This window comes from Streptomyces sp. HUAS ZL42 (genome assembly GCF_040782645.1).
In the GTDB taxonomy this organism is placed as follows: domain Bacteria; phylum Actinomycetota; class Actinomycetes; order Streptomycetales; family Streptomycetaceae; genus Streptomyces.
The window spans coordinates 9,231,470-9,255,111 of the sequence record NZ_CP160403.1 but is presented as its reverse complement, the minus strand read 5'-3'; the positions used below and the strand labels follow the sequence as shown (position 1 = coordinate 9,255,111).

Below are 23,642 nucleotides of genomic sequence, written 5' to 3'. Positions count from 1 at the left end.
GCGTACTCACCTCCGGGAAAGCGAAGATGACCCGATCGACTGTGCGCCCGTGTCCGCCCCGGTACCGCCGCGCGGTGCCGCCCGCCGCCCTCGTCCTGTCCCTGGTGGCCGCACTTCTCCTCGGCGGCGCGACACCGGCCGTCGCGCTTGCCAAGCCGGTGGTGAACGGCCCCGTGTTCAATGACCCGCGGGGCACGGCCGCGCAGCAGAAGGCGATCTTCACTCAGCTCGTCCGGTTGATCGACGCGACACCCGCCCGAGCCCAGATCCGCGGTTCGATGTACGAGTTCAGGGACCAGGAGGTCGCGGGCGCGCTGCTCGCCGCCCACCGGCGCGGCGTCGACGTCAGGCTCGTCGTCGACGACTCGACCTATGTCGATCCCAACGGCGTGGAGTACGCGAACGCGGCCTACCAGTCCCTCAGGGCCGGGCTCGGCACCAACGACGCCGCCCGCTCCTGGGTCGTGGTCTGCGACGACAGGTTCGAGGACGCCGACCACGTGGACGACGTCCGACGCGGCTGCCTGGCCGTCGCGCCGCCCGCACCGGCGTACAGCCACAACAAGTTCTTCGTCTTCTCGAGGATCGGGCCCTTCGACGACGGCACCAGCTACTCGAAGGTGGTCTTCCAGACCTCCTCGAACCTCTCCGACTGGTACAAGGTCGAGTCCTTCAACGACTCCGTGACCTTCTCGGACACTGCCGTGTACGACGCGTACGCCTGGTACCACGAGCAGCTCCGCCAGGGTCGCTACCTGCCAGGCGGCAGGAACAACGCGTACTTCTCCACACCGGTGGGCGCGACGTACCGGGGTTTCTTCTTCCCACGCGGTGACAGCTCGTACTACAACCCGGCCACCGACACCGTCGTCAACGTGCTGAACGAGCTCGGCTGCGCGTATACCGGCACGGACGGCCAACGCCACCGGACCAACGTCCGCATCGTGATGCACTACTTCTACGGCTCACGCATCCAGGTCGCCGACAGACTGGCCGGGCTGCGTGGCAGCGGCTGCGCGATCGACGTCGTCTACGCCGAGAGCGACAACAGGATCACCAGCAGGCTGACCGCCGCAGGCGTCCGGCATCGCAGGTGCCGGATTCCTAACGGGCCGGGCATCGACGTCCGCCCGCACAACAAGCTGATCCTGATCGACGGCGGCTTCAAGGGCGACGCCTCTCCACGCGTCTACACCGGCAGTGCCAATCTGACGGGGTCGTCGCTGCGCTCGGCCGACGAGGCGATCGTGCAGATCCGCAGCGCGTCCTACCACGCGCAGTACGTGGCCGCGTTCAACAAGATCCGCTCCGCCTGCGGCGGTTGAGGATCGGCGACGGCAGGCCGGGGTCAGGAGGAGGTGCTCAGACCGGCGGCCACCGTCGCGCCGAGTTCCCAGCACGCCTCCAAGTCGGCCTTGGCCGGCTCGCCCGTCACGGTCACCGGCGCTGCGGCGCGCCGCCAGCCGAGTCCGGTCGTGATCGACTCGATGCCCCGTACCGCACCCGTGACGTCGTTGCCGCCGTGCACGTAGTAGCCGAAGGGCCGGCCGCGTGTGGAGTCCAGGCACGGGTAGTAGATCTGGTCGAAGAAATGCTTCAGGGCGCCGGACATGTAGCCGAGGTTCGCCGGGGTGCCCAGCAGGTATCCGTCGGCGGCGAGCACGTCGGAGGCCGTGGCGGACAGTGCCGCACGGCGTACGACGTGGACGTCCTCGATCTCCTCCGTCGTCGCGCCGGAGACGACGGCCTCGAACATCGCCTGGCAGTTGGGCGAGGGCGTGTGATGGACGATCAGCAAAGTGGCCACACCCGAACCCTGCCGTGGCGCCCGTTCCGGCCGCAACCTGGGCCGGAACGGGCGGCAGCGGCAGGGCGACAGGGTGGCCGCCCGGCTCAGGACCGGGTCAGGGTGACCGTCGTCGCCGTGGTCGTCTGCACCGTCACGCCGTAGTCCGTGTCGTCCGCCTTCGCCGCCACGGTCAGATCCGCCGGTCCCGGGGCGAACGGCACCGCGTCCGCGGAGGCCTGCGGAGTAGCCGTCCACGGCACCGGGCTGCCGGGCGTGCAGGCGACCACCGCCGTGAACCAGTTGCCGACCGTCGCGCGCTTCTGTACCTGGGTGACCCGCCCGTCCAGCGCCACCCGCGCCGCCTTCGTGCACGTGACAGTGCCGCTCACCGTCGGCTGTCCGCCCTGCGGCGGAACCGTGCCCGCGGCATCGGCGGTCACGCCCACGGCGAGCGCGACCGGGGGCTCGGGCATCACGGCGTGGATCGAGCCGCGCAGATAGAGCCCGGAGTTGTCGCAGGACTGCTCGAACGTGGCATCGAGCGAGCGTACGGAACCGTATGGGCCGAAGCTGATGTTCTCGATGGTGAAGCTGCCGATGCCGGTGCTCACGCAGTCGCGGTCCGTGCCGCTGAACTCCAGTTCGGGAGACCCGGGCTGGACGTTCGGCCAACGCTGTGCGCCGGCGTACGTCGTGCCGCTGGTCAACCTCTGGCCGCTCGGGGCCGCCATGTTGAGCGCCCAGCGGACGCCGTCGGGAGCGATCACCTGGACGAAGACGCTGTTCTCGTCCCGCGCGCCGCTGACGTCGAAGTCGCTTCCCGTGTCCGTGGTGAACCCCATGGCCTCGCCTCCGGAGACCTTCTCACCCGGGTCACCGCTGAAGCTGAGGGAGCCGGAGTCGGCGGTGTACGCGGAAGCCGTCCCGCCGAGGGGGCCGACCGTCACGGCCAGGGTGACTGCCGCCACGAGAGCTGCCCCGGTGCGGTGCAGCGCAAGGGGCAGCGAGGAGAAACAGGGCATGGGTGTCCTTTCGGCGGCAGCATCGGCACGCTGCGGTCGGCGGGTGTGCAGCCGCGCACTGTGCCAATTCGCCCCGGGGGAATCAACTCCCTTCACATTCCATGCCAACTCGCCTCAAAGACCGGGCGCCGCAGCCTGGAGAAGGACCACAGAGGCCTTGCCCCCGGTCCGCAACGGAGCCGGGGGCGTCGGTCGTACCGGCCGTCGCGCCCGCTCGGGGGAGCGGGCGTCGGCCGTCGTTTCGACCGGGGTCAGCCGTGCAGCCGCGCTGCCAGGAGACCCTTGCCCAGTTCGGCGCCCTTACGGCTGTCGGCCTGGGCCTTGCGGAACAGCTCCGCGACCTCGTTGTCCTTGTCGCGTTCCGCGTCCTGGATGTAGGTCTCCAGGCGCAGTGCGTTGTTCAGGCACTCCTCCACGTACCAGATCAGGTCGTAGTCCTTGTCGCGCGTACCGGTCAGACCGCCGGTCTCCATGCCCGTGGCCATACGGATCTCCTCCCTGAGTACTCGTCGTGATCCCTCAGCGCGGAACCGGGTACCCAGCCTCTGCCGGAGCACACGGCCCCGATGGAAAGCCCCCCGATTCCGCCAGTCGGCACGGGAAAGGGTCGGGGCCCGGCCATTTTCGGGGCGAAAATTCGCTCAACCGTGCGAGATCAAGCGATGACGGTGTGTAGTGGGCTGCGCTGCCCGTGCGCTTCAGCCCTCGCTCGCCCGACCAGCCAGGAGATCGCTCGTGACCGTGACCGACCGCATCGCCCTCGACCCGTTCGGCGCGGACATCGCCGCCGAGAGCGCCCGGCTGCGCGCCCTCGGGCCGATGGTGCCCGTCGAACTCCCCGGCGGCATACCGGCCTGGGCACCCACCGGCTACGACACCCTCAGGGAGCTGATCCTCGACCCCCGCGTCAGCAAGGACCCCCGGCGGCACTGGAGGCTGTGGCCGGAGATCGGTGAACACCCTTCCTGGGGCTGGATCCTGGGCTGGGTCGGCGTGGTCAACATGCTCTCCACGTACGGCGCCGACCACACGCGGCTGCGCAAACTGGTGGCGCCGAGCTTCACACACCGGCGCACCGAGGCGATGCGGCCGCGGGTGGAGGCGGTCACCACCGAACTGCTCGACGCCCTCGAGGCCGCCGCCGCAGGCGATCAGGTCGTCGATCTGAAGGCGGCCTTCGCGCATCCCCTGCCCATGCAGATCATCTGTGAACTGTTCGGTGTCCCCGAGGAGTTGCGGGAGGCCAACGTCCGGCTCGTCGCGGCCATCATGGACACCTCCGACCCGAGCCCCGAGCACGCCGCGTTCGTGCAGGAGCAGATCGGCACGGTCCTCGGCGGACTCATCGCCCACAAGACCGAGCACCCCGGCGACGACCTCACGACCGAGCTGATCCGGGTGCGGGACGAGGACGGGGACCGGCTCAGCGACGAGGAGCTGCTGTACACGCTGCTTCTGGTCATCGGGGCCGGATTCGAGACGACGGTCAATCTGATCGGGAACGCGGTGGTGGCCCTGCTGCGGCATCCGGAGCAGCTGGCGGCCGTGCGGCGCGGGGACATCGGCTGGGACGCCGTCGTCGACGAGACGCTGCGGGTGCACCCCTCGATCGCCTCGCTGCCGTTGCGGTTCGCGGTCGAGGACCTCATCGTCGGCGATGTCACCGTCCCGGCCGGGGACGCCATCATCACGACGTACGCGGCGGCGGGTCTCGATCCCGCGCACTACGGGCCGGACGCGGACGCCTTCGACGCGGCGCGCGGGGCCGACGACCATCTGGCGTTCGGCATCGGTGTGCACCGGTGCATCGGAGCACCCCTGGCGCGGATGGAGGCGCTGACCGCGCTGCCGGCGCTCTTCGAGCGCTTCCCCGGTCTGCGGCCGGCCGTGGGCGCGGACGAGCTGCGTCAGGTGCCGTCCTTCATCGCCTTCGGCTGGCGGGAGGTCCCGGTCCGCCTGCGGGGGTGACATGCGCGCGGGGGCAGCGACCGGTCCCCCGTTCCGGTCGTACCCCCGCGGTGCGTTGAACTTACGTGGCTCGGCAACCGGTTGTGAACCGTGTTGATGCCCGCTCCCCCGCCCGGAGGGCTCACCCATGCACAGGTGAGTCCGGATGACCCGCTTTCGTCCGGTGCAGGTCGGGGTGGTCGAGCTCTCCCGTGACCAGATGGGCGAGCACGACTTCGTACAGGTCGCTGCCGGCGGCGAGGAGCTGGCGTTCGAGGACGGGCTCGGCGCCGCGGACGTGCTCCCGCACGGTCTGGGCGTGCACTCCGAGCAGTTGCGCGGCCCGTTCGGCGTTGCCTCCGGCGGCGATCCAGGTGCGCAGCGTGCGGCGCAGGTCGCGGGCGTCGGAGTCCAGGCGCGTCAGCAGGTCGCGCGCCCAGGAGCGGACGCCGGATCCGGCGAGCAGATCGGCGAGCCTCGCGGTCTCGTCGCAGTCGGCGGCCGCCTCCTCCGCCAGGCCGGCCTGGGTGTTGAGGGCGAGATGGACGACGGCTCGGACGGTGAGGTCGGAGAAGTCGGTGCGCAGCAGGCCTTCCACGCGTTCCATGCGGGCGCGGACGGTGTTGCGGCTGACTCCGAGCACTTTCGCTGCGCTGACCGCGGTGAACTCGAGGCCGAGCCGGGTGGTGGCGAGCAGTTCGGCGCGGGTGTGGTGCGGGAGGGTGTCGAGCGGGCGCAGCAGGCGGGTCGTCCAGGTGCGGAGCACGGACGGGTCCATGAGGCGCTCGGGGTGGGTGCGTTCGGCGTACACGGCCGCCTTGTCCGGGCGGAAACGCGCGACGGCGAGGGCGCTGACCGCCTGCCCGTACGCGGTGGCGGTGCGGGCGAGGCTCTGGCAGGCGCTGCCGCCGAGGAACGTCTCGGGGTGCCGCTCGAGCAGGGAGCGCAGCTCGGTTCCCTCGGAGGCGCCGGGGGTCACGACGATGACGTGGGCGTCCATGGCCGGGCAGCGCACGACCAGGGCCCGCTCCTCCGTCGCGACGAGGCACTCATCGGCGAGCCGGTCGCGGTCCTCGGGGGAGCTTTCGACGACGTAGACGCATGCGGTGTCGGTGTCGAGCAGACCGGGCCAGAGGCCGGCCGCGACACGGCGCGCCGCGACGATGTCCTCGACCATCAGCAACTGCAGGATGGCCAGGCGCAGATCGGCGGTCGCCCGCTTGAGACGACGCCCGGTCGCGGTCGTCTCACGTGCCCGCAGAAGCAGTTCGAGCACGGCGGCGGTGTGGGTGACGACGTCGGAGGCGCGCCGGTCGAAGGGCGTGGTGCGCGCCACCGCCAGCACGCCCGCCGACGCGCCGTGCGGCAGGCCGACCCTGACCAGGCGCAGGTGCTGCCCCTGACCGTCCCAGGCCGCGGAGGCGATCCGGCCGGTGACGATGTCCGCCACCAGGTCGTGGTCCAGCCGTGTCGGCAGCCCGGCGAGGAGGGTGCCGGTGTCGTCCTGGAGCGACGCGGTCGCGTGCAGGGTCTGCGCGAGCCAGTCCACCACCTTGCGGATGTCGCGTCCGGTGGGGCGCAGGTGGTCGAGGAGTTCCTCCGCCCACATCAAGTCGGCGCCGCCCGTCCCGTCCTCATGACGGTTCCCCTCGTCTCGGCCAGCCACTTCGGCCTTCCCCTCGTCCCTCACATCGCGTTCGACATGTCGGTTCGGGACGTTACCTCACCTCTGTCCGAACGTCGTTCGAGCTGGGCCCGCAGTATCGAGTGCCCCGGGTAGGCGCTCCGATGCACGGGTGCCCCGCCCGCGTCCGCCGGAGCCGCCCGCCACCCGCCACCCGCCACCCGCCACCCGCCACCCACCACCCGCCGCGGACCTGACCTCGGGCACGGCCTGAGCGGTCACGGCCCGCCGCACGGCATAAGCTCGGCAGATGGCGAAGTACTACGACGTGCACCCCGACAACCCCCAGCCGCGCACCATCGCCCAGGTCGCGGAGAGCGTTCGGTCGGGTGCGCTCATCGCGTACCCGACGGACTCGTGCTACGCACTGGGCTGCCGCCTGGGCAGCCGTGACGGCATCGACCGGATCCGGACCATCCGTCAGCTGGACGACCGGCACCACTTCACGCTGGTGTGCCAGGACTTCGCGCAGCTCGGCCAGTTCGTGCGGGTGGACAAGGACGTGTTCCGGGCGATCAAGGCCTCGACGCCCGGCAGCTACACCTTCATCCTCCCCGCGACCAAGGAGGTGCCGCGCATGCTGCAGCATCCGAAGAAGAAGACCGTCGGCGTGCGCATCCCGGACCATGTGGTGACCCAGGCCCTGCTCACCGAGCTGGGTGAGCCGCTGCTGTCCAGCACGCTGCTGCTGCCCGGCGAGGAGGAGCCGATGACCCAGGGCTGGGAGATCAAGGACCTGCTGGACCACGCGGTGGACGGGGTCGTCGACTCCGGGGACTGCGGCACCGAACCGACGACGGTCATCGACTTCTCGGGCGGCGAGGCGGAGATCGTGCGGTACGGGGCGGGCGACACCTCGCGGTTCGAGTGAGGCCGCTGCCGCGGGACACCGGGTCGACGCGGCCAGGTGCATGGTGCCTGCAACCATGTCTCCGGTCCCGGCCCCGCCGGGCCGCCGAGTTGCTCGCCGTCGACTGCGCAGAGAGGCAGCGCCATGACCTCCGTACAGGCAACAGCCGTGGACATCCCCACCGAGGACGGCGTCGCCGACGCCTATCTGGTGCATCCGGGTGACGGGGATGCCCGTCCGGCCGTGCTGCTCTACCAGGACGCGTTCGGGCTGCGCCCCCATCTCAGGTCGATGGCCGACACGCTCGCCGCGGCCGGCTACACGGTCCTGGTGCCCAACGTGTTCTACCGTCACGGCCGGTCGCCGGTGTTCGACCTGCCCGAGTTCATCGACCCCTCCAGCCGGCCCGATCTCTGGGAGCAGATCGGCCCGGTCATGCAGTCGCTGACCCCCGAGCTCGCCATGCGGGACGCCGGTGCCTATCTGCGCCGGCTCGAGGAGAGCCCCCTGGTGGCCGACGCTCCGGTGGCGCTCACCGGGTACTGCATGGGCGCCCGGCTGGCCCTGCTCACGGCCGGCACGTATCCGGCGCGGATCGCGGCCGCGGCCGGTTTCCACGGCGGGCGGCTGGCGACCGACGGGCCGGACAGCCCGCACCTCGTGGCCGAACACATCACCGCCGAGCTGTACTTCGGCCACGCCGACGACGACCCGTCCCTGCCGCCCGAGCAGATCGAGCGCCTGGAGGACACGCTGACGCGGGCCGGCGTCCGGCACCACTGCGAGGTCTACCCGGGCGCACACCACGGCTTCACCCAGGCCGACACCGCCTCCTACCACAAGGAGGGCGACGAACGGCACTGGGCGGCGCTGCTGGATCTGCTGAAGCGCACGTTCTGAAGCGACAGGGGCACCCGGCGCGCTCCGGGTGCCCCTGCACTTGCCACGGCTATTGACATGGACGCATCCGAGTGCAACTTTGAGAGCGCTCTCAGAGCAGGTATAGACCAACCTCTTCGACCCCAACCCCCACATGGAGGTGGAGAGTGCTCGGAAGCCTCAGGCACCGGCTCATGGCAACGGCCGCGGCCGCCGCCGTGCTCGGCGCCGTACTCGCCGTACAGGCGCCGTCGACCGCGGGCGCCGCGGTGCCCGCCACGATCCCCCTGAAAATCGCCAACAACTCCGGCCGCGCCGATCCCGTGTACGTCTACACCCTCGGCACCCTGCTCTCGACGGGTCAGCAGGGCTGGGCCGACGCGAACGGAACGTTCCATGCATGGCCGGCGGGCGGCAACCCGCCCGTCCCCGCGCCCGACGCGTCCATACCGGGGCCGGCCGCGGGGCAGTCCAGGACCATCCGGATCCCCAAGCTCTCCGGGCGGATCTACTTCTCGTACGGGCAGAAGATCGTGTTCAAGCTGACCACCGGCGGACTGGTCCAGCCTGCCGTGCAGAACCCGACCGACCCGAACCGCAACATCCTGTTCAACTGGTCCGAGTACACGCTCAACGACTCGGGACTGTGGATCAACAGCACCCAGGTGGACATGTTCTCCGCACCGTACGCGGTGGGCGTGCAGCGCTCCGACGGCAGCACGGCCGCCACCGGACATCTCAAGGCAGGCGGCTACAACGGCTTCTTCAACGCGCTGCGCGGGCAGCCGGGCGGCTGGGCGAACCTGATCCAGACGCGGTCCGACGGCACCGTGCTGCGCGCGCTCTCGCCCGGTCACGGACTGGAGACCGGGGCGCTTCCCGCGTCCGTGATGGACGACTACGTCAACCGCGTCTGGCAGAAGTACACGACGTCCACCCTCACGGTGACCCCGTTCGCCGACCGGCCGAACACCAAGTACTACGGCCGGGTCTCCGGCGGCGTCATGAACTTCACCAACGGCGCCGGAGCTGTCGTCACCAGCTTCCAGAAGCCGGACGCGGACAGCATCTTCGGCTGCCACAAGCTGCTGGACGCGCCCAACGACGCGGTGCGCGGCCCGATCTCGCGGACGCTGTGCGCGGGCTTCAACCGCTCCACGCTCCTCGTCAACCCCAATCAGCCGGACACCACGACGGCGAACTTCTACCAGGACCCGGTGACCAACCACTACGCCCGCAAGATCCACGCGCAGATGGCCGACGGCAAGGCCTACGCGTTCGCGTTCGACGACGTCGGCAACCAGGAGTCCCTCGTGCACGACGGGAATCCGCAGCAGGCGTATCTGACACTCGATCCGTTCAGCTGACAGCCGAGGACCTCACCCCGCGCCGTGCGGGGTGAGGTCCACGTCGTACGGTGGGTCAGCTGGTCGTCAGCGCGGTGTCGTCGACGACGAAGCTGGTCTGCAGGGAGGAGTCCTCCACACCGCTGAACTTGAGGGTGACGGTGGAGCCGGCGATCGAGGACAGGTCGAAGGACTTCTGCGTGTAACCGGAGGCGGCGTTGAGGTTCGAGTACGTCGCCAGGGTCGTCGATCCGGCGGTGACCGTCAGCTTGTCGTACTGCGTGCTGGTGGTGGTCTCGGCCGTGTCGATGTGCAGGTAGAAGGTGAACGTGGCCGTGCAGCCGCTCGGGATGGTCACCGACTGCGAGAGCGTGTCGGTGTGGGTCGAGCCGTAGCCGTCCAGCCAGGCCTTGTAGGAGCCGCCGTGGGCCGCCTGGCTGCTGGAGCTGGTGATGACGCCGCTGCTGGCGGTCCAGGTGGTGTTGCCCGACTCGAAGCCCTGGTTGCCCAGGAGCTGGGCGGAGGTGCAGCTGCCGCCGCCGCTCGAACTCACGGTCCAGGTGAAGGACGCCGTACCGGTCGCTCCGGTGCCGTCGGTCACCGTGACCGTGGTGCTGTACGTGCCGGCCGTGGTGGGCGTACCCGAGATCACACCGGTGGAGCTGTTGATCGACAGACCCGTCGGCAGACCGCCGGCGGCGTAGGTCAGGGAGCCGCTGTTGGTGCTGCTGGCCGAGATCTGCAGGCTCACCGCGGTACCGACGGTGGAGGACTGGCTGCCCGGGTTGGTGACCGTCACGCCCGTGCTGGGCACGGTGATGTGGCTGCCGACGTTGATGCCGGCGAAGGCGTTGCCGACTCCGGCGTACTGGGTGGAGCCGGTGCCGTACAGCGCGGCAGCGGCGTTGAGGGCGGCGGTGCGGGCGCCGGCGTAGTTGGTGCTGGACGTCATGTACGTCGTCAGCGCCTTGTACCAGATCTGCAGGGCCGCGGCCCGTCCGATACCGGCGACGGCGACGCCGTCGGAGGTCGTGCTGTTGTAGGTGACGCCGTTGATGGTCTTGGTGCCACTGCCCTCGGAGAGCAGGTAGAACATGTGGTTCGCCGGACCCGAGGAGTAGTGCACGTCCAGGTTGCCGACACCGGAGTACCAGCTGTCCGCGGAGCCGCCGTCCTTGCTGGGCTGGTCCATGTAGCGCAGCGGGGTGCCGTCGCCGTTGATGTCGATCTTCTCGCCGATGAGGTAGTCACCGACGTCGGAGGAGTTGTTGGCGTAGAACTCGACGCCGGTGCCGAAGATGTCGGAGGTGGCCTCGTTGAGGCCGCCGGACTCGCCGCTGTAGTCGAGGCCCGCGGTGTTGGAGGTGACGCCGTGGGTCATCTCGTGGCCCGCCACGTCGATCGAGGTCAGCGCGTGGGTACCGCCGGAGCCGTCGCCGTACGTCATGCAGAAGCAGTCGTCGTCCCAGAAGGCGTTGACGTACGCCGAGCTGTAGTGGACGCGGGAGTAGGCGGCCACGCCGTCGTTCTTGATGCCGCTGCGGCCGAAGGTGTTCTTGTAGAAGTCCCAGGTCTCCTGGGCGCCGTAGGCGGCGTCCGCGCCGGCGGTCTGGGTGTTGGAGCCGGAGCCGGTGCCCCAGACGTCGTCGGAATCCGTCATCAGCGTGCCGGTGCCCGACGTGCCGTTGTTGAGGCTGTACGTCTTGTGGCCACCGCGCGAGGTGTCGTACAGCTGGTACGTCGAGCCGGACAGGTTGGTGGTCAGGCTGACCGTGCCGCTGTACTGGGTGTTGCCGGTGCCGGTCTTGATGTCCTGGAAGCGGTGGAGCTCCTGGCCGGTGGCGGCGTCGGTGATGACGTGCAGCCGGCTCGGCGTGCCGTCGTCCTGGAGGCCTTCGACGACCGTCTCCCAGGCCAGCTTCGGCGTGCCGCTGCCCGCCCAGATCACCTTGCGGGCGCTGTCGGCGGTGGGCTTCTCGGCGTCCAGCGCCTTCGCGGCCGTCAGGGCCTTGGCCTCGGCGGCCGACTTGCTGAAGGTCGGGGAGGTGGAGGCCACCTTGACGGTCTTCTTGGTGTTGAAGGTCGTGCTCACCGTGCCGGATGCCTGCGAGGCCGGCGGCGTGTGTACGACCAGGTCACCGCCGAGGACCGGCAGACCCGCGTAGGTGCGCTCGTAGCGGGTGTGGACGGTGCCGTCGTTGTCCTTGACGACGTCCTTGACGACCAGCTTCTCCTGGGCGCCCAGCCCGAGAGTCCGAGCGGTCTCGGTCGTCTTCTGCTGCGCGCTCTTGATCAGCGCGGTGCGCTGGGTGGGGGTGAGGTCGGCCGGCAGGCCTCCGGCGCGCAGCGGGCTGGGGTGGGGGGATGCGGGCTTCGCGGTCGCCGGAACCGTCTGGATGCCGACGGCGAGGAAGGCGGCGGTGGAGACCAGGGCTCCGACCGCGGTCCGCTTGCGGGAGATGGATCTCACTCGTACTCCTACTGCGGCGGCCGCGGGATGCGGCCGGTGACAGACCGGGCAGACGGGTGTGCTGCTCGGAACGAGCTGAGGTGTGCGGGGGCCTTGCACGCGTGAACGGGAGGTGGTGCTTGTGTGCGGCAGTCGGGGGGAGAATGGCAGCGTTGACCGGGTCATGTCATCAAGAACCCGGGGCATTCGAGGGTTATCCCTCTGCGCCGAGTGAGAAGGCCGGGCGTGTCTATGAGGACGCTGTGCGCACGCTTTGGCGCCCAAAAGGCGCCTCTGCTACAAGAACGCGGGCACGGCGGCCGGATACTGCCACGACTTCATGGTGATCAGGCTGTCCTGAAAGACAGCCGGGCCGGGACCACCCGGTCCACCTGCGCCTGCCCGGGACCGCGTTCGCGGGCGCCCCAACGACCCCAGCGTCGTTGATCGTTGCTACGGTTCCCGGGTGGCAGACTCCTCACGCGATACCGCAGAAGGCGCCGGCTGGGGCACCGCCGAACTCGGCGAGTACAAGAAGCTCGTGCCGCACAAGGTCGAGAAGATCTCCTGGCTCAACCCCAAGACCCTCTGGGCCGCACGCAACGGGGTGGTGGCGTCCTGGTTCGGGGATCCCACCGGCCGCACCCGCGGCCGCTGGGTCGCCGAGCGCGCGGCCGCCGGGGCGCCCGCCGACAAGATCATCCGGCGCGACGATCCGGACCGCTTCTCCTTCATGGTCATCGGCGACACAGGGGAAGGGGACGATCCCCAGTACGCCGTGGTGCCAGGTTTTCTGAAGGCGAGTCAGGACACCCGGTTCGCCGTCATAGCCAGCGACGTCATCTATCCCGTCGGCAGCGCGGACGACTACAACACGAAGTTCTTCCGGCCCTACCAGGACTATCCGGCGCCCATCTACGCGATACCCGGCAACCACGACTGGTACGAGGACCTCGGCGCCTTCATGCGCGTCTTCTGCGACGACGCCCCGCCCCTCGCCCCCGAGCCCGCACCCCGCCCCCTCACCCGGGCCTGGCTGCGCTCCCTGCTGTGGCACCGGCCGCGCACCAAGGACGGTCAACGCCTCGCGGAGGCAAGGAAGTTGCGGTCGGCTCCGGCCCAGCAATCCGTCCAGCCCGGCCCGTACTGGGCGATCGACGCCGGACCGGTGCGGATCATCGGCATAGACACCGGTCTGCTGGGCACCGTCGACGCCGAACAGGGCGCCTGGCTGCGCGAGGTGTCCCGGGGCCCTCGCCCGAAGGTCCTCGTCACCGGCTCGCCCCTGTACGTGGACGGCGAGCACCACCCGTGCCCCATCGAGGGCGGCGGCACCGTCGACGAGATCGTCCGCGACCCTGACCACCACTATGTCGCGGCGATCGGCGGCGACATCCACAACTACCAGCGCTACCCGGTGCAGGTCGACGGCCGTACGATCCAGTACGTGGTGTCGGGCGGCGGTGGCGCGTTCATGCACGCCACGCACACCATTCCCCGGGTGTCCGTCGCGAACGTGACCGAGCAGGACTTCCGCTGCTACCCCCTGCGCGGCGACTCCCTCGCCTTCTACAGCCGCCTGTACGGCCGCCGGCTGCACCTGCGCCGCTTCTTCACCCTCACCGAGGCCGAGGCCACGGCGGTGATCGCGGAGCGCCTGGGCATCACTCCGGCCCGGGCCCCGGGCCCCGACGCCCGGGTCACGTGGCGCACCCGGCTGGTCGCGAGCCTGCTGGGCGCCGGCGGCCGCCCGGACCGCACCTCGCGGTTCCGCCTCCCCGTGCGCAAGATCTACACCCAGCTCTTCTCGCCGAGTTCGGCGACGTACAGCCCCCCGTTCTTCAAGTGCTTCCTGCGACTCGACGTCACCCCGGAGGCGATCAAGCTGCGCTGCTACGCCGCCACCGGCAACCGCGCGCAGGAGCTGGAGCCGCCGGTCGAGGACGAGGTCACCATCCCGCTGGCCTGACCTGTCCTGACCGGACCCTGCGCGGGCCGCCTGCGACAGTCGAGCCGGAACAGCTGTACGGCCGCTCAGGCCGCGAACGAGGAGAAGCCCGTGCCGCCGACCTCACGCCCGCTGCGCAAGCTGGGCTTCCTCACCATCGGGCTGTTCGACGGGGACGACCCGCGCAGGGGACACGAGTCCACGCTGGAGATCATCGAACTGGGCGAGCGGCTCGGCTTCGACAGCGCATGGCTGCGCCACCGCCATCTTCAGTACGGCATCTCCTCCCCCGTCGCCGTCCTGGCGGCTGCCTCTCAGCGCACCAGCCGTATCGAGCTGGGCACCGCGGTCACCCCGCTGGGCTGGGAGAACCCGCTGCGCCTCGCCGAGGACCTGGCGACGGTCGACATCCTCTCCGGGGGCCGGCTCAACCCGGGGGTGAGCGTCGGCCCGCCGATGCACTTCGACCAGGTCAAGGACGCCCTGTACCCGGGCACGGCGCACGCCGAGGACTTCGGCTACGCGCGGGTGCAGCGGCTGTTGGACCTCGTGCGCGGCAAGCCCGCCACCGACTTCAGCGGCGTCGACGGCTTTGAGGCCACGCGACGGCAGCCGCATATCGAATTCAGCTCGGACCGGGTGCAGCCACATTCCCCCGGCCTGGGCCGCCGCCTGTGGTACGGCGGCGGCAGCGTGCGCTCCTCCCGGTGGGCCGGCGAGCACGGCATGAACCTCCTCACCAGCAGCGTCGTCAAGGCGGAAGAACCGGAGGAATCAAGGGACTTCGCGGAGATCCAGCTGTCCCACATCCGCGCCTTCCGCGCCGCCCACCCCGACGGCGAGGCCGCCCGTGTCTCCCAGGGGCTCGTCGTCATCCCCACCGACTCCGCCTCGCCCGAGCAGCGCGCCAGGTACACGGAGTACGCGGCCAAGCGCCTCCCTCGTACGGCGTCCCCGCAGGGCCCGGCGCGCCTGATGTTCGCGCCGGACCTCGTGGGCCCCTCCGAGGAGATCGCCGAGCGGCTCCACGCGCACGCCGCGTTCCGCGAGGTGGACGAGGTGGCGTTCGCGTTGCCGTTCACCTTCGAGCACGAGGACTACGTGCAGATCCTCACCGACATGGCGGCGAAGCTCGGCCCGGCGCTGGGCTGGGAGCCCGGCGCCTGAGTCCTCACCAGCGCCCGGACTCGGTGCCCACGACCGGCTCCGACGGCTTGCCGTCCACGCCGACGGGCACGTCACCGGCGAGCATCACGCGGTGCATGGTCCTGGGGAAGCCGAGATGGGCGTTGTCGCCGGGGGCGAGGTGGATGGTGGCCCGGTTGTCCCAGAAGGCCACGCTGCCCGGCTCCCAGCGGAAGCGGACCGTGTACTCGGGCCTGGTCGCCTGCTCGAGAAGCATGTCGAGGATCGCGCTGCTCTCCGGGCGGGAGAGGTCGGTGATCTGCTCGACGTAGTAGCCGTTGACGTACAGCACCTTCTCGCCCGTCTCCGGGTGGACGCGCACCAGCGGGTGCACGGAGGCGACCTGACGGTCCAGCAGGTGCCGTACGTACGCGTCGTCACCCGGCCGAGGCTGATACCCGACGCCGAGGCGGTGCTCGGCCCTGAGCCCGCCCACGAACTCCCGCACCGGCGCGGACAGTCCGGCGTACGCGGCCGCCAGATTGGACCAGGTCGTGTCGCCGCCGTAGGGCGGAACGGTCTCGGCGCGCAGGATCGTCGCGGCCGGCGGGTCGACGCGGGCCCCGTGGTCGCAGTGCCAGCCGCGCAGCAGGGTGTGGCGGCGCCGCCGCAGCCACTCGTCGTGCTCCATCCCGAACCGGCCGCCGAGCTCCAGCCGGTCCGCGGTGGTCTCGATCTCGGGGAAGCCGGGCGGCGAGGCACTCCCCCGCCTTGGCAGCACCACCGGCTCACCGAACCGGCGGGCGAACGCCACGTGTCCGGCGTGGTCCAGCCGCTGCTCGCGGAAGAACACCACCTTCCAGCGCAGCACCGCCGCCCTGATCGCGGCGACCTGGGCGTCGCCGAGACCGTCGGCCAGGTCGACGCCCGAGATCTCGGCACCGATGTGTCCGGCGACCGGTCTCACCTCGATCCCGGCCGACTGCTCCGCCCCGTCCACCGTGCCCCAGTCCGTCGTCATGCATGCTCCGTCGGTCGTCGTACCGGCTCCTTGAAGATCGTGACAGGGTTTGCGGGGTGTGGCGACAATGCCCGGCAACCCGTCGCCTTCGCCCGCCACCGCTCACCTCGCCGCACCAGCCCGGTTGATCAACCCTCACCCATCCGTGACGCTGGGTGTGCGACACAGTCGAGGGGAAGGTCCGACAGTGCTCAACATTCCGGTCCACACGCTCAACGACGGAACGACGATCCCGGCGATCGGGCTGGGCACCTGGCCGATGAGGGACGCGCAGGCGGAGGAGGCGGTGGCCCGGGCCCTCGGCACGGGCTACCGGCTCCTGGACACCGCTGCGAACTACCACAACGAACGCGGAGTCGGCCGCGGTGTGGCCCGCAGCGGCGTCCCGCGCCAGGAGATCGTGGTGACGACGAAGCTCCCGGGCAGGCACCACGGCTACGAGGAGACCCTCGCCTCCTTCGAGGAGTCCCGGGCGCGGCTCGGCCTGGAGTACGTGGACCTGTACCTGATCCACTGGCCGCTTCCCCGCGTCGGCAGGTACGTCGACTCGTGGCGGGCCATGATCAAGCTCCGTGAGGAAGGGCTGGTCCGATCCATCGGCGTCTCCAACTTCACCGCCGAACACATCGAGCGGCTGGAGAAGGAGACCGGTGTCCTTCCCTCCGTCAACCAGATCGAGCTGCACCCCCACTTCCCGCAGGACGACCTGCGTGCCTTCCACGACAACAAGGGCATCCGCACCGAGAGCTGGAGCCCACTGGGCTGCGGCAGGCGCCTCCTGGACGACCCCGCCGTCGTCGCCACCGCCGAGGCCCTCGGAGTGACCCCGGCCCAGGTGGTCCTGCGCTGGCACACCCAGCTCGGCGCGCTCCCCATCCCCAAGTCGGCGAGCCCGGAGCGGCAGCGCGAGAACCTCGACATCTTCGGCTTCGAGCTGGAGATCGCCCGGATGCGGGCGATCGCCGGCCATGCCCCTCGGCGGATGGGCGGGGATCCGGAGGTCCACGAGGAGTTCTGAGACCTTGGCCGGGGTACCCGGGCCTGCGGGACGCCCGGGAAGGAGTGTCAGGTGGCCGAGCGCGAGCAGGACCGGCTGAAGAAGTACCGGGGCAAGCGTGACTTCGGACGGACCGGAGAGCCGGAGGGGCGGCCCACGCCGTCCGGGGAGGCGCCCCGGTTCGTCGTGCAGATCCATGACGCGCGCACGCTGCACTTCGACTTCCGGCTGCAGGTCGAGGACGTGCTGAAGTCCTGGTCCGTCCCCAAGGGGCCCTCCGGCGATCCGAAGGACCGGCGGCTCGCCGTCCCGACGGAGGACCACCCCCTCGAGTACGAGGAGTTCGAGGGGGTGATCCCGCAGGGCGAGTACGGCGGAGGCACCGTGATCGTCTGGGATCACGGAACCTACGAACCGCTCAGTCACGACCGCAAGGGCAGGCCCCTCGACTTCGAGGAGTCCCTCGAGCGCGGGCACGCCACGTTCCGCCTCCACGGGTCCAAGCTGCACGGCGAGTACGCCCTCACCCGTTTCCGGGGCGCGAAGAGCGACGACGACGAGGAGGCCTGGCTGCTGGTGAAGTCGGGCCGCGGCCACGGACACGGCACGCCGGATCCCCGCAGAGCACGTTCGGTGCGCAGCGGTCGCACCCTCGCCCAGGTGGCCGCCGAGGACTGAGCGGCGCCTGCCGCGCGCTGCGCAGCCCGACGCGGGTGATCCGCGGATTACGGCACGAACAGGCGTTGTCTGCCTCTATGTTCACAGCGGCATGTCGTCGCTCACCATACGAGCCAGGAGGCCTTTCGTATGCGCATCGCGCTCCGCACCGCCATCTCCGGCGCGGTCGTCGCCGCCACCGTCCTCGCCGGCGGTACCGCCCACGCGACCCCGCCCGGGCCCGGGGTGACCGGCAAGTTGATCTACCAGACCACGGTCGGTGACACCGACTACGTCCTCAGAGAGGTCACCGTCCCGCCCGGCCAGGCCACCGGCTGGCACTATCACGACGGTCCCGTCTACGGGTATGTGAAGCAGGGCACCCTCACCCACTACCACGCGGACTGCGCCGTCGACGGCGTCTATCCGGAGGGCACCTCGTTGCGCGAACCGGGCGGGCCGAGCGACGTCCACCTCGGCCGCAACCTCGGCGACACCACGCTCGTACTGGAAGTGCTCTACGTGCTGCCGCACGGCGCGCCGTTCTCCGAGGACGTGCCGAACCCGGGCTGCCCGTTCCAGTGATCACACCGGCGGCAGCACCTGCTCGGCCCAGATCGTCTTGCCGCGGCCGGTCTGCCGGCTGCCCCAGCGCTGGGTGAGCTGGGCGACGAGCAGCAGTCCGCGCCCGCCCTCGTCGTAGGCGTGGGCGCGGCGCAGGTGCGGGGAGGTGGAACTGCCGTCGGACACCTCGCAGATGAGGCTGCGGTCGCGGATCAGCCGTAGCTGGATGGGCGGTTCGCCGTACCGGATCGCGTTGGTGACCAGTTCGCTGACGACCAGTTCGGTGACGAAGGCGGCCTCGTCCAGTCCCCACGCGGTCAGTTGCCCGGTGGCCGCCTGCCGGGTGACGGCGACGTGGGCGGGGTCCGGTGGCACGTCCCAGGTGGCGACCTGGTCCGCGCCCAGCGCACGGGTGCGGGCCAGGAGCAGGGCCACGTCGTCGCTGGGCTCCTCCGGCAGTACGGCCTTGAGCACGGTGTCGCAGAGCTGGTCGAGGGACTCCGCGGGTGCGATCAGGGCTCGGCACAGTTCGGCGGTGGCGCGGTCCACGTCGCGGTCGCGGTCCTCGATCAGACCGTCGGTGTACAGGGCGACGACCGCGCCCTCGGGCAGCTCGAGTTCCGTGGCCTCGAAGGGCAGTCCGCCGACGCCGAGCGGCGGTCCGGGGGCCATCTCGACGAGGCGAGCGGTGCCGTCGGGCAGTACGAGGGCGGGTGCGGGGTGGCCCGCCGCGGCGAGGGTGAGACGGCGCCCGACGGGGTCGTAGACGGCGTAGAGGCAGGTGGCGCCGAGCTCCGCGACCTCCTCGCCCGTGTCGTGTCCGGCCAGGTGGGTGACCAGGTCGTCGAGGTGGGTGAGGAGCTCGTCCGGCGGCAGGTCCACGTCGGCGAGCGTACGGACGGCCATGCACAGCCGCCCCATGGTCGCCGACGAGGGGATGCCGTGCCCCACGACGTCGCCGACGACCAGGGCGACCCGGCTGCCGGAGAGCGGGATCACGTCGAACCAGTCGCCGCCGATGCCCGCGAGGGATCCGCTGGGCAGGTAGCGGTGGGCCACCTCGACGGCGGCCTGTCCTGGAAGGCCCCGGGGCAGCAGGCTGTGCTGGAGGGCGAGCGCGGTCGTGCGCTCGCGGGCGAAGCGGCGGGCGTTGTCGATGCAGACCGCGGCCCGGCTGGCGAGTTCCTCGGCGAGCACGGCGTCGTCGTCGCCGTAGTCGTCCGGATGAGCGATACGGACGCCCACCGCGACGCCGAGGGTGGTGCCGCGGGCCCGCAGCGGCACCGCGAGCACGGAGTGGGCGCCCCTGCGGTAGGCGCGGCCGGCGGGGGCGCGCGCGTTGCGTTCGGCGACCCAGCGCATGAACTCCGGCTCGCCGGCCTGGCTGAGGACCGCCCGCCCCTGCCGCAGTGCCTGGGCGGGCGGTGAGAACGCCGGATAGACCTCCGTCTCGCCCAGGCGCACGGCCGCCTCCGGCGTGCCCTCGTGGGCGGAGCCGTGGGCGACGCGGCGCAGGACGATGTCTCCCTCCGGCACTCCCGGCGGTTCGTCCGCGCCGAGGACCCACTCGAGCAGGTCCACGCTGGCGAAGTCGGCGTACTTCGGGACGAGGAGTTCCACCATTTCCTCGGCGGTGCGCACCACGTCCAGGGAGGTGCCGATGGAGGCCGCCGCCTCGTTCAGGAGCGCCAGCCGCATCCGGGCCCAGTACTGACCGCTACTGTCGAACGCGGCCAGGGCGGTCCCGGTGACCTCGCCGGACGGATCGCGTACGGGCCACATCTCGATGCTCCAGGCGTGCTCCCGGTTGAGGGAGGGCGCGCCCGTGAAGCTCTCGTAGCGGACCGGTCTGCCCGTCTCGGCCACCTGCCGCAGGTTGCTCAGGAAGCCGCGGCTGTGCTCGGCGTCCTCCACGGTGTCGGGGAAGTGGCGGCCGAGCAGGACCTCCTCGGACACTCCCATCACCCGGCAGGCCACCTCGTTGAGACGCAGATAGCGCTGGCCGGTGTCGAAGACCGACATCGACATGGACGCCTGCTGGAATGCCTGCCCCGCCAGGGTCTGTTCCGGTTCCCGGGGTCGCTCGGCGGTGATCACGAACCCCGTGCTCTCCCCGTCCGGCCCGAGCACCGGGCATGCCGTCAGGGGAACGCCGACGGGGTGGCCGTCGCGGTGGCGCAGCACGACGAAGCCGGTGCACGCGGTGACCGCGTCGGTCGGCACCTCCTCGGCGAGCAGGTCGGCCGCGGCTCGTCCCACGGCCTCCTCGGCCGGGTAGCCGGTCAGCAGCCGGGCACCGTCGCTCCAACCCGTCACCGTGCCGTGGGCGTCGACGATCGCCGCAGCGGCGACATGCTCCATAGTGTCCAGAATGGTCCCGATGTCGCGGCACATCAACCGCGACGAAGGGACCGGCTCGCCCTCAGGCCTTGTGGGCGCGCAGCGCCGCCAGCGCGCGGTCGGCGTGCGTGTTCATGCGCAGTTCGCTGCGTACGACCTCCAGGACCGTCCGGTCCTGCGCTATGACGAAGGTGACGCGCTTGGTGGGTGCCAGGGAGAACCCTCGCTTCACACCGAACCGCTCACGGATCGCCCCGTCCTCGTCGGACAGCAGCGGCATGCCGAGCGTGTGCCGGCCGGCGAACTCCTGCTGGCGGTCTACGGAGTCGCCGCTGATGCCCACGGGCCGCGCGCCGACGGCGGCGAACTCGGCGGTCAGGTCACGGAAGTGGCAGGCCTCCGCGGTGCAGCCGGGGCTGAGGGCGGCCGGGTAGAAGAACAGCACCACCGGCCCCTCGGTGAGCAGTTCGGACAGGCTGCGCACCGTACCGGTCTCGTCGGGCAGGGAGAAGTCCTCGACCAGGTCGCCGATCTCCAGGCTCTTGGTCACGACCGGCCCTCCCCGTTCCGCGCGACGTTGCGGGCCCACAGCACGAGGGGCAGCTGCAGCGGCAGCCGCCCGATCGCCGCGGCCCTGAGCGGCGCCGGACGGTGGCGCCAGTCCACGGCCATCTTCACGTTGGCGGGGAACACACCGACGAAGAACGCCGCCGTGGCCAGCGCGGCGGTCCGCCGGGTGCGCGGGAGCGCCAGCCCCGCGGCGAGCGCGAGCTCGGCGACGCCGCTCGCGTACGTCCACGTCCGCGGCGACCCGGGCAGCTCGCGGGGCACGATCGCGTCGAACTGGCGTGGCGAGGCGAAGTGGGCGACGCCCGCGGTGGCCAACAGGCCCGCGAGCAGCAGGGGTGAGCGTTCGGACCGTGGCACGGTTCCTCCTCTGACGACCTGCCGCGCGACATTACCGGAGGGTAGGCGGGCGTCGAGCACGGGCCCCGCCCCCAAGTCGCCTGACCTTCACCGGAGGTGAGGCCGCACGGTGGTAGGGAGCTCATCGAGCGTGGCGGTTGTGCGTCCCCGGGGTGTACCCGAAGGACCGGTGGAAGACGTCGATGAACGCGCTGGCCGACGACCAGCCACAGCGGTGGGCGACCGTGGTCACGGGCATGTCGTCGGCCAGCAGGCGCAGGGCGTGGTAGAGGCGGGACTGGGTGCGCCACTGGGGGAAGGTCATGCCGAACTCGCGGCGGAAGAGGCGGCTGAGGGTGCGTTCGCCGGTTCCGGTGGCGGCGCCGAGGTCGGCCAGGGTGCGCGGGTCGGCGGGGTGTGCGTGGACGAGTGCGCAGACCGCGGCCAGCCGGGGGTCGGTGGGGGCGGGCAGTCGCAGGGGTTGCTGCGGTGAGGCGCGCAGCTGGTCGCGCAGGACGGCGAGCATCCGGTCGCGTTCCGGGCCTGCGTCCGCGGGCTCGCCGGTGTAGGCGCGGATCAGCTCGCGCAGGAGGGGGCTGACGGCCAGGACGGTGGGCGCGTCGAGGCCCAGCGGGTTGTCCTCGGCGGGCAGGCCGACCAGGTGCAGGTCGAGGAGACCGTACGCGCGGTGGGCGTGCACGGTGCCCGCAGGGACCCAGATGGCACGCGTCCCGGGCGCGAACCAGGTGCCGGCGTCGGTGGTGACGGCCAGGACGCCGGAGCCGGCGTAGACGATCTGGTGGTCGTCGTGCCGGTGCGCGTCGATGCGCTCCCCGGCGGCCAGACTCTGGGCGCGGGTCGGCGCCTTCGGAGAATGGCGGATGTCCGACACAAGACGGCAGATTACCGAAAGCGGGTCACCGGGCGGTACGGCGACGATCGCGGGGTGTCCAACCGACCTGTCGCCCTGATGTCCCTGGGGCATGCCTGCGTGGATGTCTACCAGGGGGCCGTCGCCGCTCTGGTGCCGTTCTTCGTCGCCGAGCGCGCCTACACCTACGCCGCCGCCTCGGGCGTCGTCCTGGCCGCCTCACTGCTGTCGTCGCTGGTGCAGCCGTTGTTCGGGGCGCTCACCGACCGGTGGGCGCTGCCGTGGCTGCTGCCGCTGAGCGCGCTGACCGCCGGCGCCGGCGTCGCCCTGAGCGGTGTCGGCGGCTCCTATGCCCTCACGCTCGCGGCCGTCGCCGTGTCCGGGGTCGGTGTAGCCGCGTATCACCCGGAGGCCGCCCGCGCGGCGCGCGGTGCCGCGGGCGGCAGCCACGCGGCGATGAGCTGGTTCTCGCTCGGCGGCAACATCGGCTTCGCCCTCGCTCCGCTGCTCGTCTCGGCCGTCGTGGCGACCTGGGGTCTGCGCGCCTCTCCCCCTGCTGCTCGTCCCCGCCCTCGCCGGGGCGGCGCTCTGCGCCGCCCCGGTGCGCTCGGGCACCCGCGACCGGACCGTCCGCCCGGCCGCGAGGTCCGGAACTGACGACTGGGGGTCGTTCGTCCGGCTGTCCGGTGCCGTGGTGTGCCGCTCGATCGTCTTCGTCGGCCTCAGCGCCTTCCTCCCGCTGTACGTCCGGCAGCGCTTCGGCGGAGAGGACGCGGCAGGAACCGCCGTGCTGTTCGTGCTGTACGCCGGTGGCGCGGTGGGCACGCTGGCGGGGGGCCGGCTCGCCGGGCGGTACGGCCGGGTCACGGTCGTACGGCGGTCGTATGCCCTGTCCGTGCTTGCCGTCGCCGGAGTCGTGCTCGTACCGGGCCCGGCGGTCCACGTGTTCGCCGCGCTCACCTCGGCCGGGCTGTACGTCCCCTTCTCCCTGCACATCACGCTGGGCCAGGACTGTCTGCCCCGGCGTGTGGGCACCGCGAGCGGTGTCACGCTGGGGCTGACCGTGAGTGCCGGGGGTCTGGCCGCCCCGGCCGTCGGTGCTCTCGCCGACGCGACCTCGCTGCGGGCGGGACTCCTTCCGCTGATCGCCCTGCCGGCCGTGGCATGGCTGCTGCTGCACGGGATGCGCGAGCCCGCCTCTTGCGCGGCGGACCTGCCGGTACGGGTGCGTCCGGGTCCTTGAGCCG

20 protein-coding genes and 1 pseudogene are annotated in these 23,642 nt (G+C 71.1%); 11 read left to right on the top strand and 10 right to left on the bottom strand.

The annotated features are described in order from the left end of the window. Positions 1 to 26: 26 nt before the first annotated feature. The gene (locus ABZO29_RS42270; RefSeq protein ID WP_367325503.1) at positions 27 to 1,325 is read left to right on the top strand and encodes a phosphatidylserine/phosphatidylglycerophosphate/cardiolipin synthase family protein; all 1,299 of its coding nucleotides are present in this window, start codon (positions 27 to 29) and stop codon (positions 1,323 to 1,325) included. 23 nt (positions 1,326 to 1,348) lie between these two features. Here ABZO29_RS42270 and ABZO29_RS42265 read toward each other — a convergent pair whose 3' ends face one another. The 3 genes from ABZO29_RS42265 to ABZO29_RS42255 all read right to left on the bottom strand — a co-directional run bounded on the left by ABZO29_RS42265 (position 1,349) and on the right by ABZO29_RS42255 (position 3,296). Further along, positions 1,349 to 1,807 carry a flavodoxin family protein gene (locus ABZO29_RS42265; RefSeq protein WP_367325501.1) on the bottom strand — a complete coding sequence of 153 codons (459 nt, stop codon included), beginning with the start codon at positions 1,805 to 1,807 and terminating at the stop codon, positions 1,349 to 1,351. A gap of 86 nt (positions 1,808 to 1,893) precedes the next feature. Continuing rightward, on the bottom strand, positions 1,894 to 2,811 hold the full coding sequence (locus tag ABZO29_RS42260; protein ID WP_367325500.1) for a hypothetical protein: 918 nt from the start codon (positions 2,809 to 2,811) through the stop codon (positions 1,894 to 1,896). Between the two features lie 251 nt (positions 2,812 to 3,062). Continuing rightward, positions 3,063 to 3,296, bottom strand: coding sequence for a hypothetical protein (locus tag ABZO29_RS42255; RefSeq protein WP_367325499.1), 234 nt, complete (start codon positions 3,294 to 3,296; stop codon positions 3,063 to 3,065). A gap of 250 nt (positions 3,297 to 3,546) precedes the next feature. On the opposite strand from ABZO29_RS42255, the gene ABZO29_RS42250 reads away from it, so the two are divergent. Continuing rightward, complete coding sequence (locus tag ABZO29_RS42250) at positions 3,547 to 4,779, top strand: cytochrome P450 (protein WP_367325498.1); 1,233 nt, start codon at positions 3,547 to 3,549, stop codon at positions 4,777 to 4,779. Between the two features lie 121 nt (positions 4,780 to 4,900). On the opposite strand, the gene ABZO29_RS42245 is transcribed toward ABZO29_RS42250, so the two are convergent. Then, positions 4,901 to 6,367, bottom strand: coding sequence for a helix-turn-helix domain-containing protein (locus ABZO29_RS42245; protein ID WP_367326393.1), 1,467 nt, complete (start codon positions 6,365 to 6,367; stop codon positions 4,901 to 4,903). Positions 6,368 to 6,692: 325 nt separating this feature from the next. Here ABZO29_RS42245 and ABZO29_RS42240 point away from each other — a divergent pair, with 325 nt between their 5' ends. From ABZO29_RS42240 to ABZO29_RS42230, 3 genes are all read left to right on the top strand, one after another. Beyond that, positions 6,693 to 7,313, top strand: coding sequence for an L-threonylcarbamoyladenylate synthase (locus tag ABZO29_RS42240; RefSeq protein WP_367325497.1), 621 nt, complete (start codon positions 6,693 to 6,695; stop codon positions 7,311 to 7,313). A gap of 123 nt (positions 7,314 to 7,436) precedes the next feature. After that, positions 7,437 to 8,192, top strand: coding sequence for a dienelactone hydrolase family protein (locus tag ABZO29_RS42235; protein ID WP_367325496.1), 756 nt, complete (start codon positions 7,437 to 7,439; stop codon positions 8,190 to 8,192). A gap of 173 nt (positions 8,193 to 8,365) precedes the next feature. After that, positions 8,366 to 9,538 (top strand): glycoside hydrolase family 64 protein, encoded by a 1,173-nt coding sequence (locus ABZO29_RS42230; protein WP_367325495.1) that lies wholly within the window; start codon positions 8,366 to 8,368, stop codon positions 9,536 to 9,538. Positions 9,539 to 9,593: 55 nt separating this feature from the next. Here ABZO29_RS42230 and ABZO29_RS42225 read toward each other — a convergent pair whose 3' ends face one another. Next, the gene (locus tag ABZO29_RS42225) at positions 9,594 to 11,987 is read right to left on the bottom strand and encodes a M4 family metallopeptidase (protein WP_367325494.1); all 2,394 of its coding nucleotides are present in this window, start codon (positions 11,985 to 11,987) and stop codon (positions 9,594 to 9,596) included. Between the two features lie 445 nt (positions 11,988 to 12,432). On the opposite strand from ABZO29_RS42225, the gene ABZO29_RS42220 reads away from it, so the two are divergent. Both ABZO29_RS42220 and ABZO29_RS42215 read left to right on the top strand, forming a co-directional pair. Further along, on the top strand, positions 12,433 to 13,935 hold the full coding sequence (locus tag ABZO29_RS42220; protein WP_367325493.1) for a metallophosphoesterase: 1,503 nt from the start codon (positions 12,433 to 12,435) through the stop codon (positions 13,933 to 13,935). Positions 13,936 to 14,025: 90 nt separating this feature from the next. Further along, complete coding sequence (locus ABZO29_RS42215; RefSeq protein WP_367325492.1) at positions 14,026 to 15,081, top strand: LLM class flavin-dependent oxidoreductase; 1,056 nt, start codon at positions 14,026 to 14,028, stop codon at positions 15,079 to 15,081. Positions 15,082 to 15,085: 4 nt separating this feature from the next. On the opposite strand, the gene ABZO29_RS42210 is transcribed toward ABZO29_RS42215, so the two are convergent. Continuing rightward, positions 15,086 to 16,060, bottom strand: a complete 975-nt coding sequence (locus tag ABZO29_RS42210) for a TauD/TfdA dioxygenase family protein (protein ID WP_367325491.1) — start codon at positions 16,058 to 16,060, stop codon at positions 15,086 to 15,088. Positions 16,061 to 16,247: 187 nt separating this feature from the next. On the opposite strand from ABZO29_RS42210, the gene ABZO29_RS42205 reads away from it, so the two are divergent. The 3 genes from ABZO29_RS42205 to ABZO29_RS42195 all read left to right on the top strand — a co-directional run bounded on the left by ABZO29_RS42205 (position 16,248) and on the right by ABZO29_RS42195 (position 18,299). After that, positions 16,248 to 17,078 carry an aldo/keto reductase gene (locus ABZO29_RS42205; RefSeq protein WP_367325490.1) on the top strand — a complete coding sequence of 277 codons (831 nt, stop codon included), beginning with the start codon at positions 16,248 to 16,250 and terminating at the stop codon, positions 17,076 to 17,078. A 51-nt stretch (positions 17,079 to 17,129) separates the two neighbouring features. Next, positions 17,130 to 17,735 (top strand): DNA polymerase ligase N-terminal domain-containing protein, encoded by a 606-nt coding sequence (locus ABZO29_RS42200; RefSeq protein ID WP_367325489.1) that lies wholly within the window; start codon positions 17,130 to 17,132, stop codon positions 17,733 to 17,735. A 129-nt stretch (positions 17,736 to 17,864) separates the two neighbouring features. Then, positions 17,865 to 18,299 (top strand): cupin domain-containing protein, encoded by a 435-nt coding sequence (locus tag ABZO29_RS42195; protein ID WP_367325488.1) that lies wholly within the window; start codon positions 17,865 to 17,867, stop codon positions 18,297 to 18,299. On the opposite strand, the gene ABZO29_RS42190 is transcribed toward ABZO29_RS42195, so the two are convergent. The 4 genes from ABZO29_RS42190 to ABZO29_RS42175 form a co-directional block, all read right to left on the bottom strand. Continuing rightward, positions 18,300 to 20,639: a SpoIIE family protein phosphatase gene (locus ABZO29_RS42190; RefSeq protein WP_367325487.1), complete on the bottom strand. Its 2,340-nt coding sequence runs from the start codon at positions 20,637 to 20,639 to the stop codon at positions 18,300 to 18,302. Positions 20,640 to 20,700: 61 nt separating this feature from the next. After that, positions 20,701 to 21,168, bottom strand: coding sequence for a peroxiredoxin (locus ABZO29_RS42185; protein ID WP_367325486.1), 468 nt, complete (start codon positions 21,166 to 21,168; stop codon positions 20,701 to 20,703). After that, positions 21,165 to 21,545, bottom strand: coding sequence for a DoxX family protein (locus ABZO29_RS42180; RefSeq protein ID WP_367325485.1), 381 nt, complete (start codon positions 21,543 to 21,545; stop codon positions 21,165 to 21,167). Before ABZO29_RS42180 ends, ABZO29_RS42185 begins: the two co-directional genes overlap by 4 nt. Positions 21,546 to 21,666: 121 nt before the next feature. Then, positions 21,667 to 22,416 (bottom strand): helix-turn-helix transcriptional regulator, encoded by a 750-nt coding sequence (locus ABZO29_RS42175; protein WP_367325484.1) that lies wholly within the window; start codon positions 22,414 to 22,416, stop codon positions 21,667 to 21,669. Positions 22,417 to 22,494: 78 nt separating this feature from the next. On the opposite strand from ABZO29_RS42175, the pseudogene ABZO29_RS42170 reads away from it, so the two are divergent. Then, positions 22,495 to 23,638, top strand: a pseudogene (locus ABZO29_RS42170) (MFS transporter). The last annotated feature ends 4 nt before the right edge of the window (positions 23,639 to 23,642 follow it).

What these genes read in the sequence shown, in the direction of transcription:
- ABZO29_RS42270 (WP_367325503.1), top strand. Translation starts at nt 27, where the DNA reads ATGACCCGATCGACTGTGCGCCCGTGTCCGCCCCGGTACCGCCGCGCG.
- ABZO29_RS42260 (WP_367325500.1), bottom strand. Translation starts at nt 2,811, where the DNA reads ATGCCCTGTTTCTCCTCGCTGCCCCTTGCGCTGCACCGCACCGGGGCA.
- ABZO29_RS42255 (WP_367325499.1), bottom strand. Translation starts at nt 3,296, where the DNA reads ATGGCCACGGGCATGGAGACCGGCGGTCTGACCGGTACGCGCGACAAG.
- ABZO29_RS42245 (WP_367326393.1), bottom strand. Translation starts at nt 6,367, where the DNA reads ATGTGGGCGGAGGAACTCCTCGACCACCTGCGCCCCACCGGACGCGAC.
- ABZO29_RS42240 (WP_367325497.1), top strand. Translation starts at nt 6,693, where the DNA reads ATGGCGAAGTACTACGACGTGCACCCCGACAACCCCCAGCCGCGCACC.
- ABZO29_RS42235 (WP_367325496.1), top strand. Translation starts at nt 7,437, where the DNA reads ATGACCTCCGTACAGGCAACAGCCGTGGACATCCCCACCGAGGACGGC.
- ABZO29_RS42230 (WP_367325495.1), top strand. Translation starts at nt 8,366, where the DNA reads ATGGCAACGGCCGCGGCCGCCGCCGTGCTCGGCGCCGTACTCGCCGTA.
- ABZO29_RS42210 (WP_367325491.1), bottom strand. Translation starts at nt 16,060, where the DNA reads ATGACGACGGACTGGGGCACGGTGGACGGGGCGGAGCAGTCGGCCGGG.
- ABZO29_RS42195 (WP_367325488.1), top strand. Translation starts at nt 17,865, where the DNA reads ATGCGCATCGCGCTCCGCACCGCCATCTCCGGCGCGGTCGTCGCCGCC.
- ABZO29_RS42190 (WP_367325487.1), bottom strand. Translation starts at nt 20,639, where the DNA reads ATGGAGCATGTCGCCGCTGCGGCGATCGTCGACGCCCACGGCACGGTG.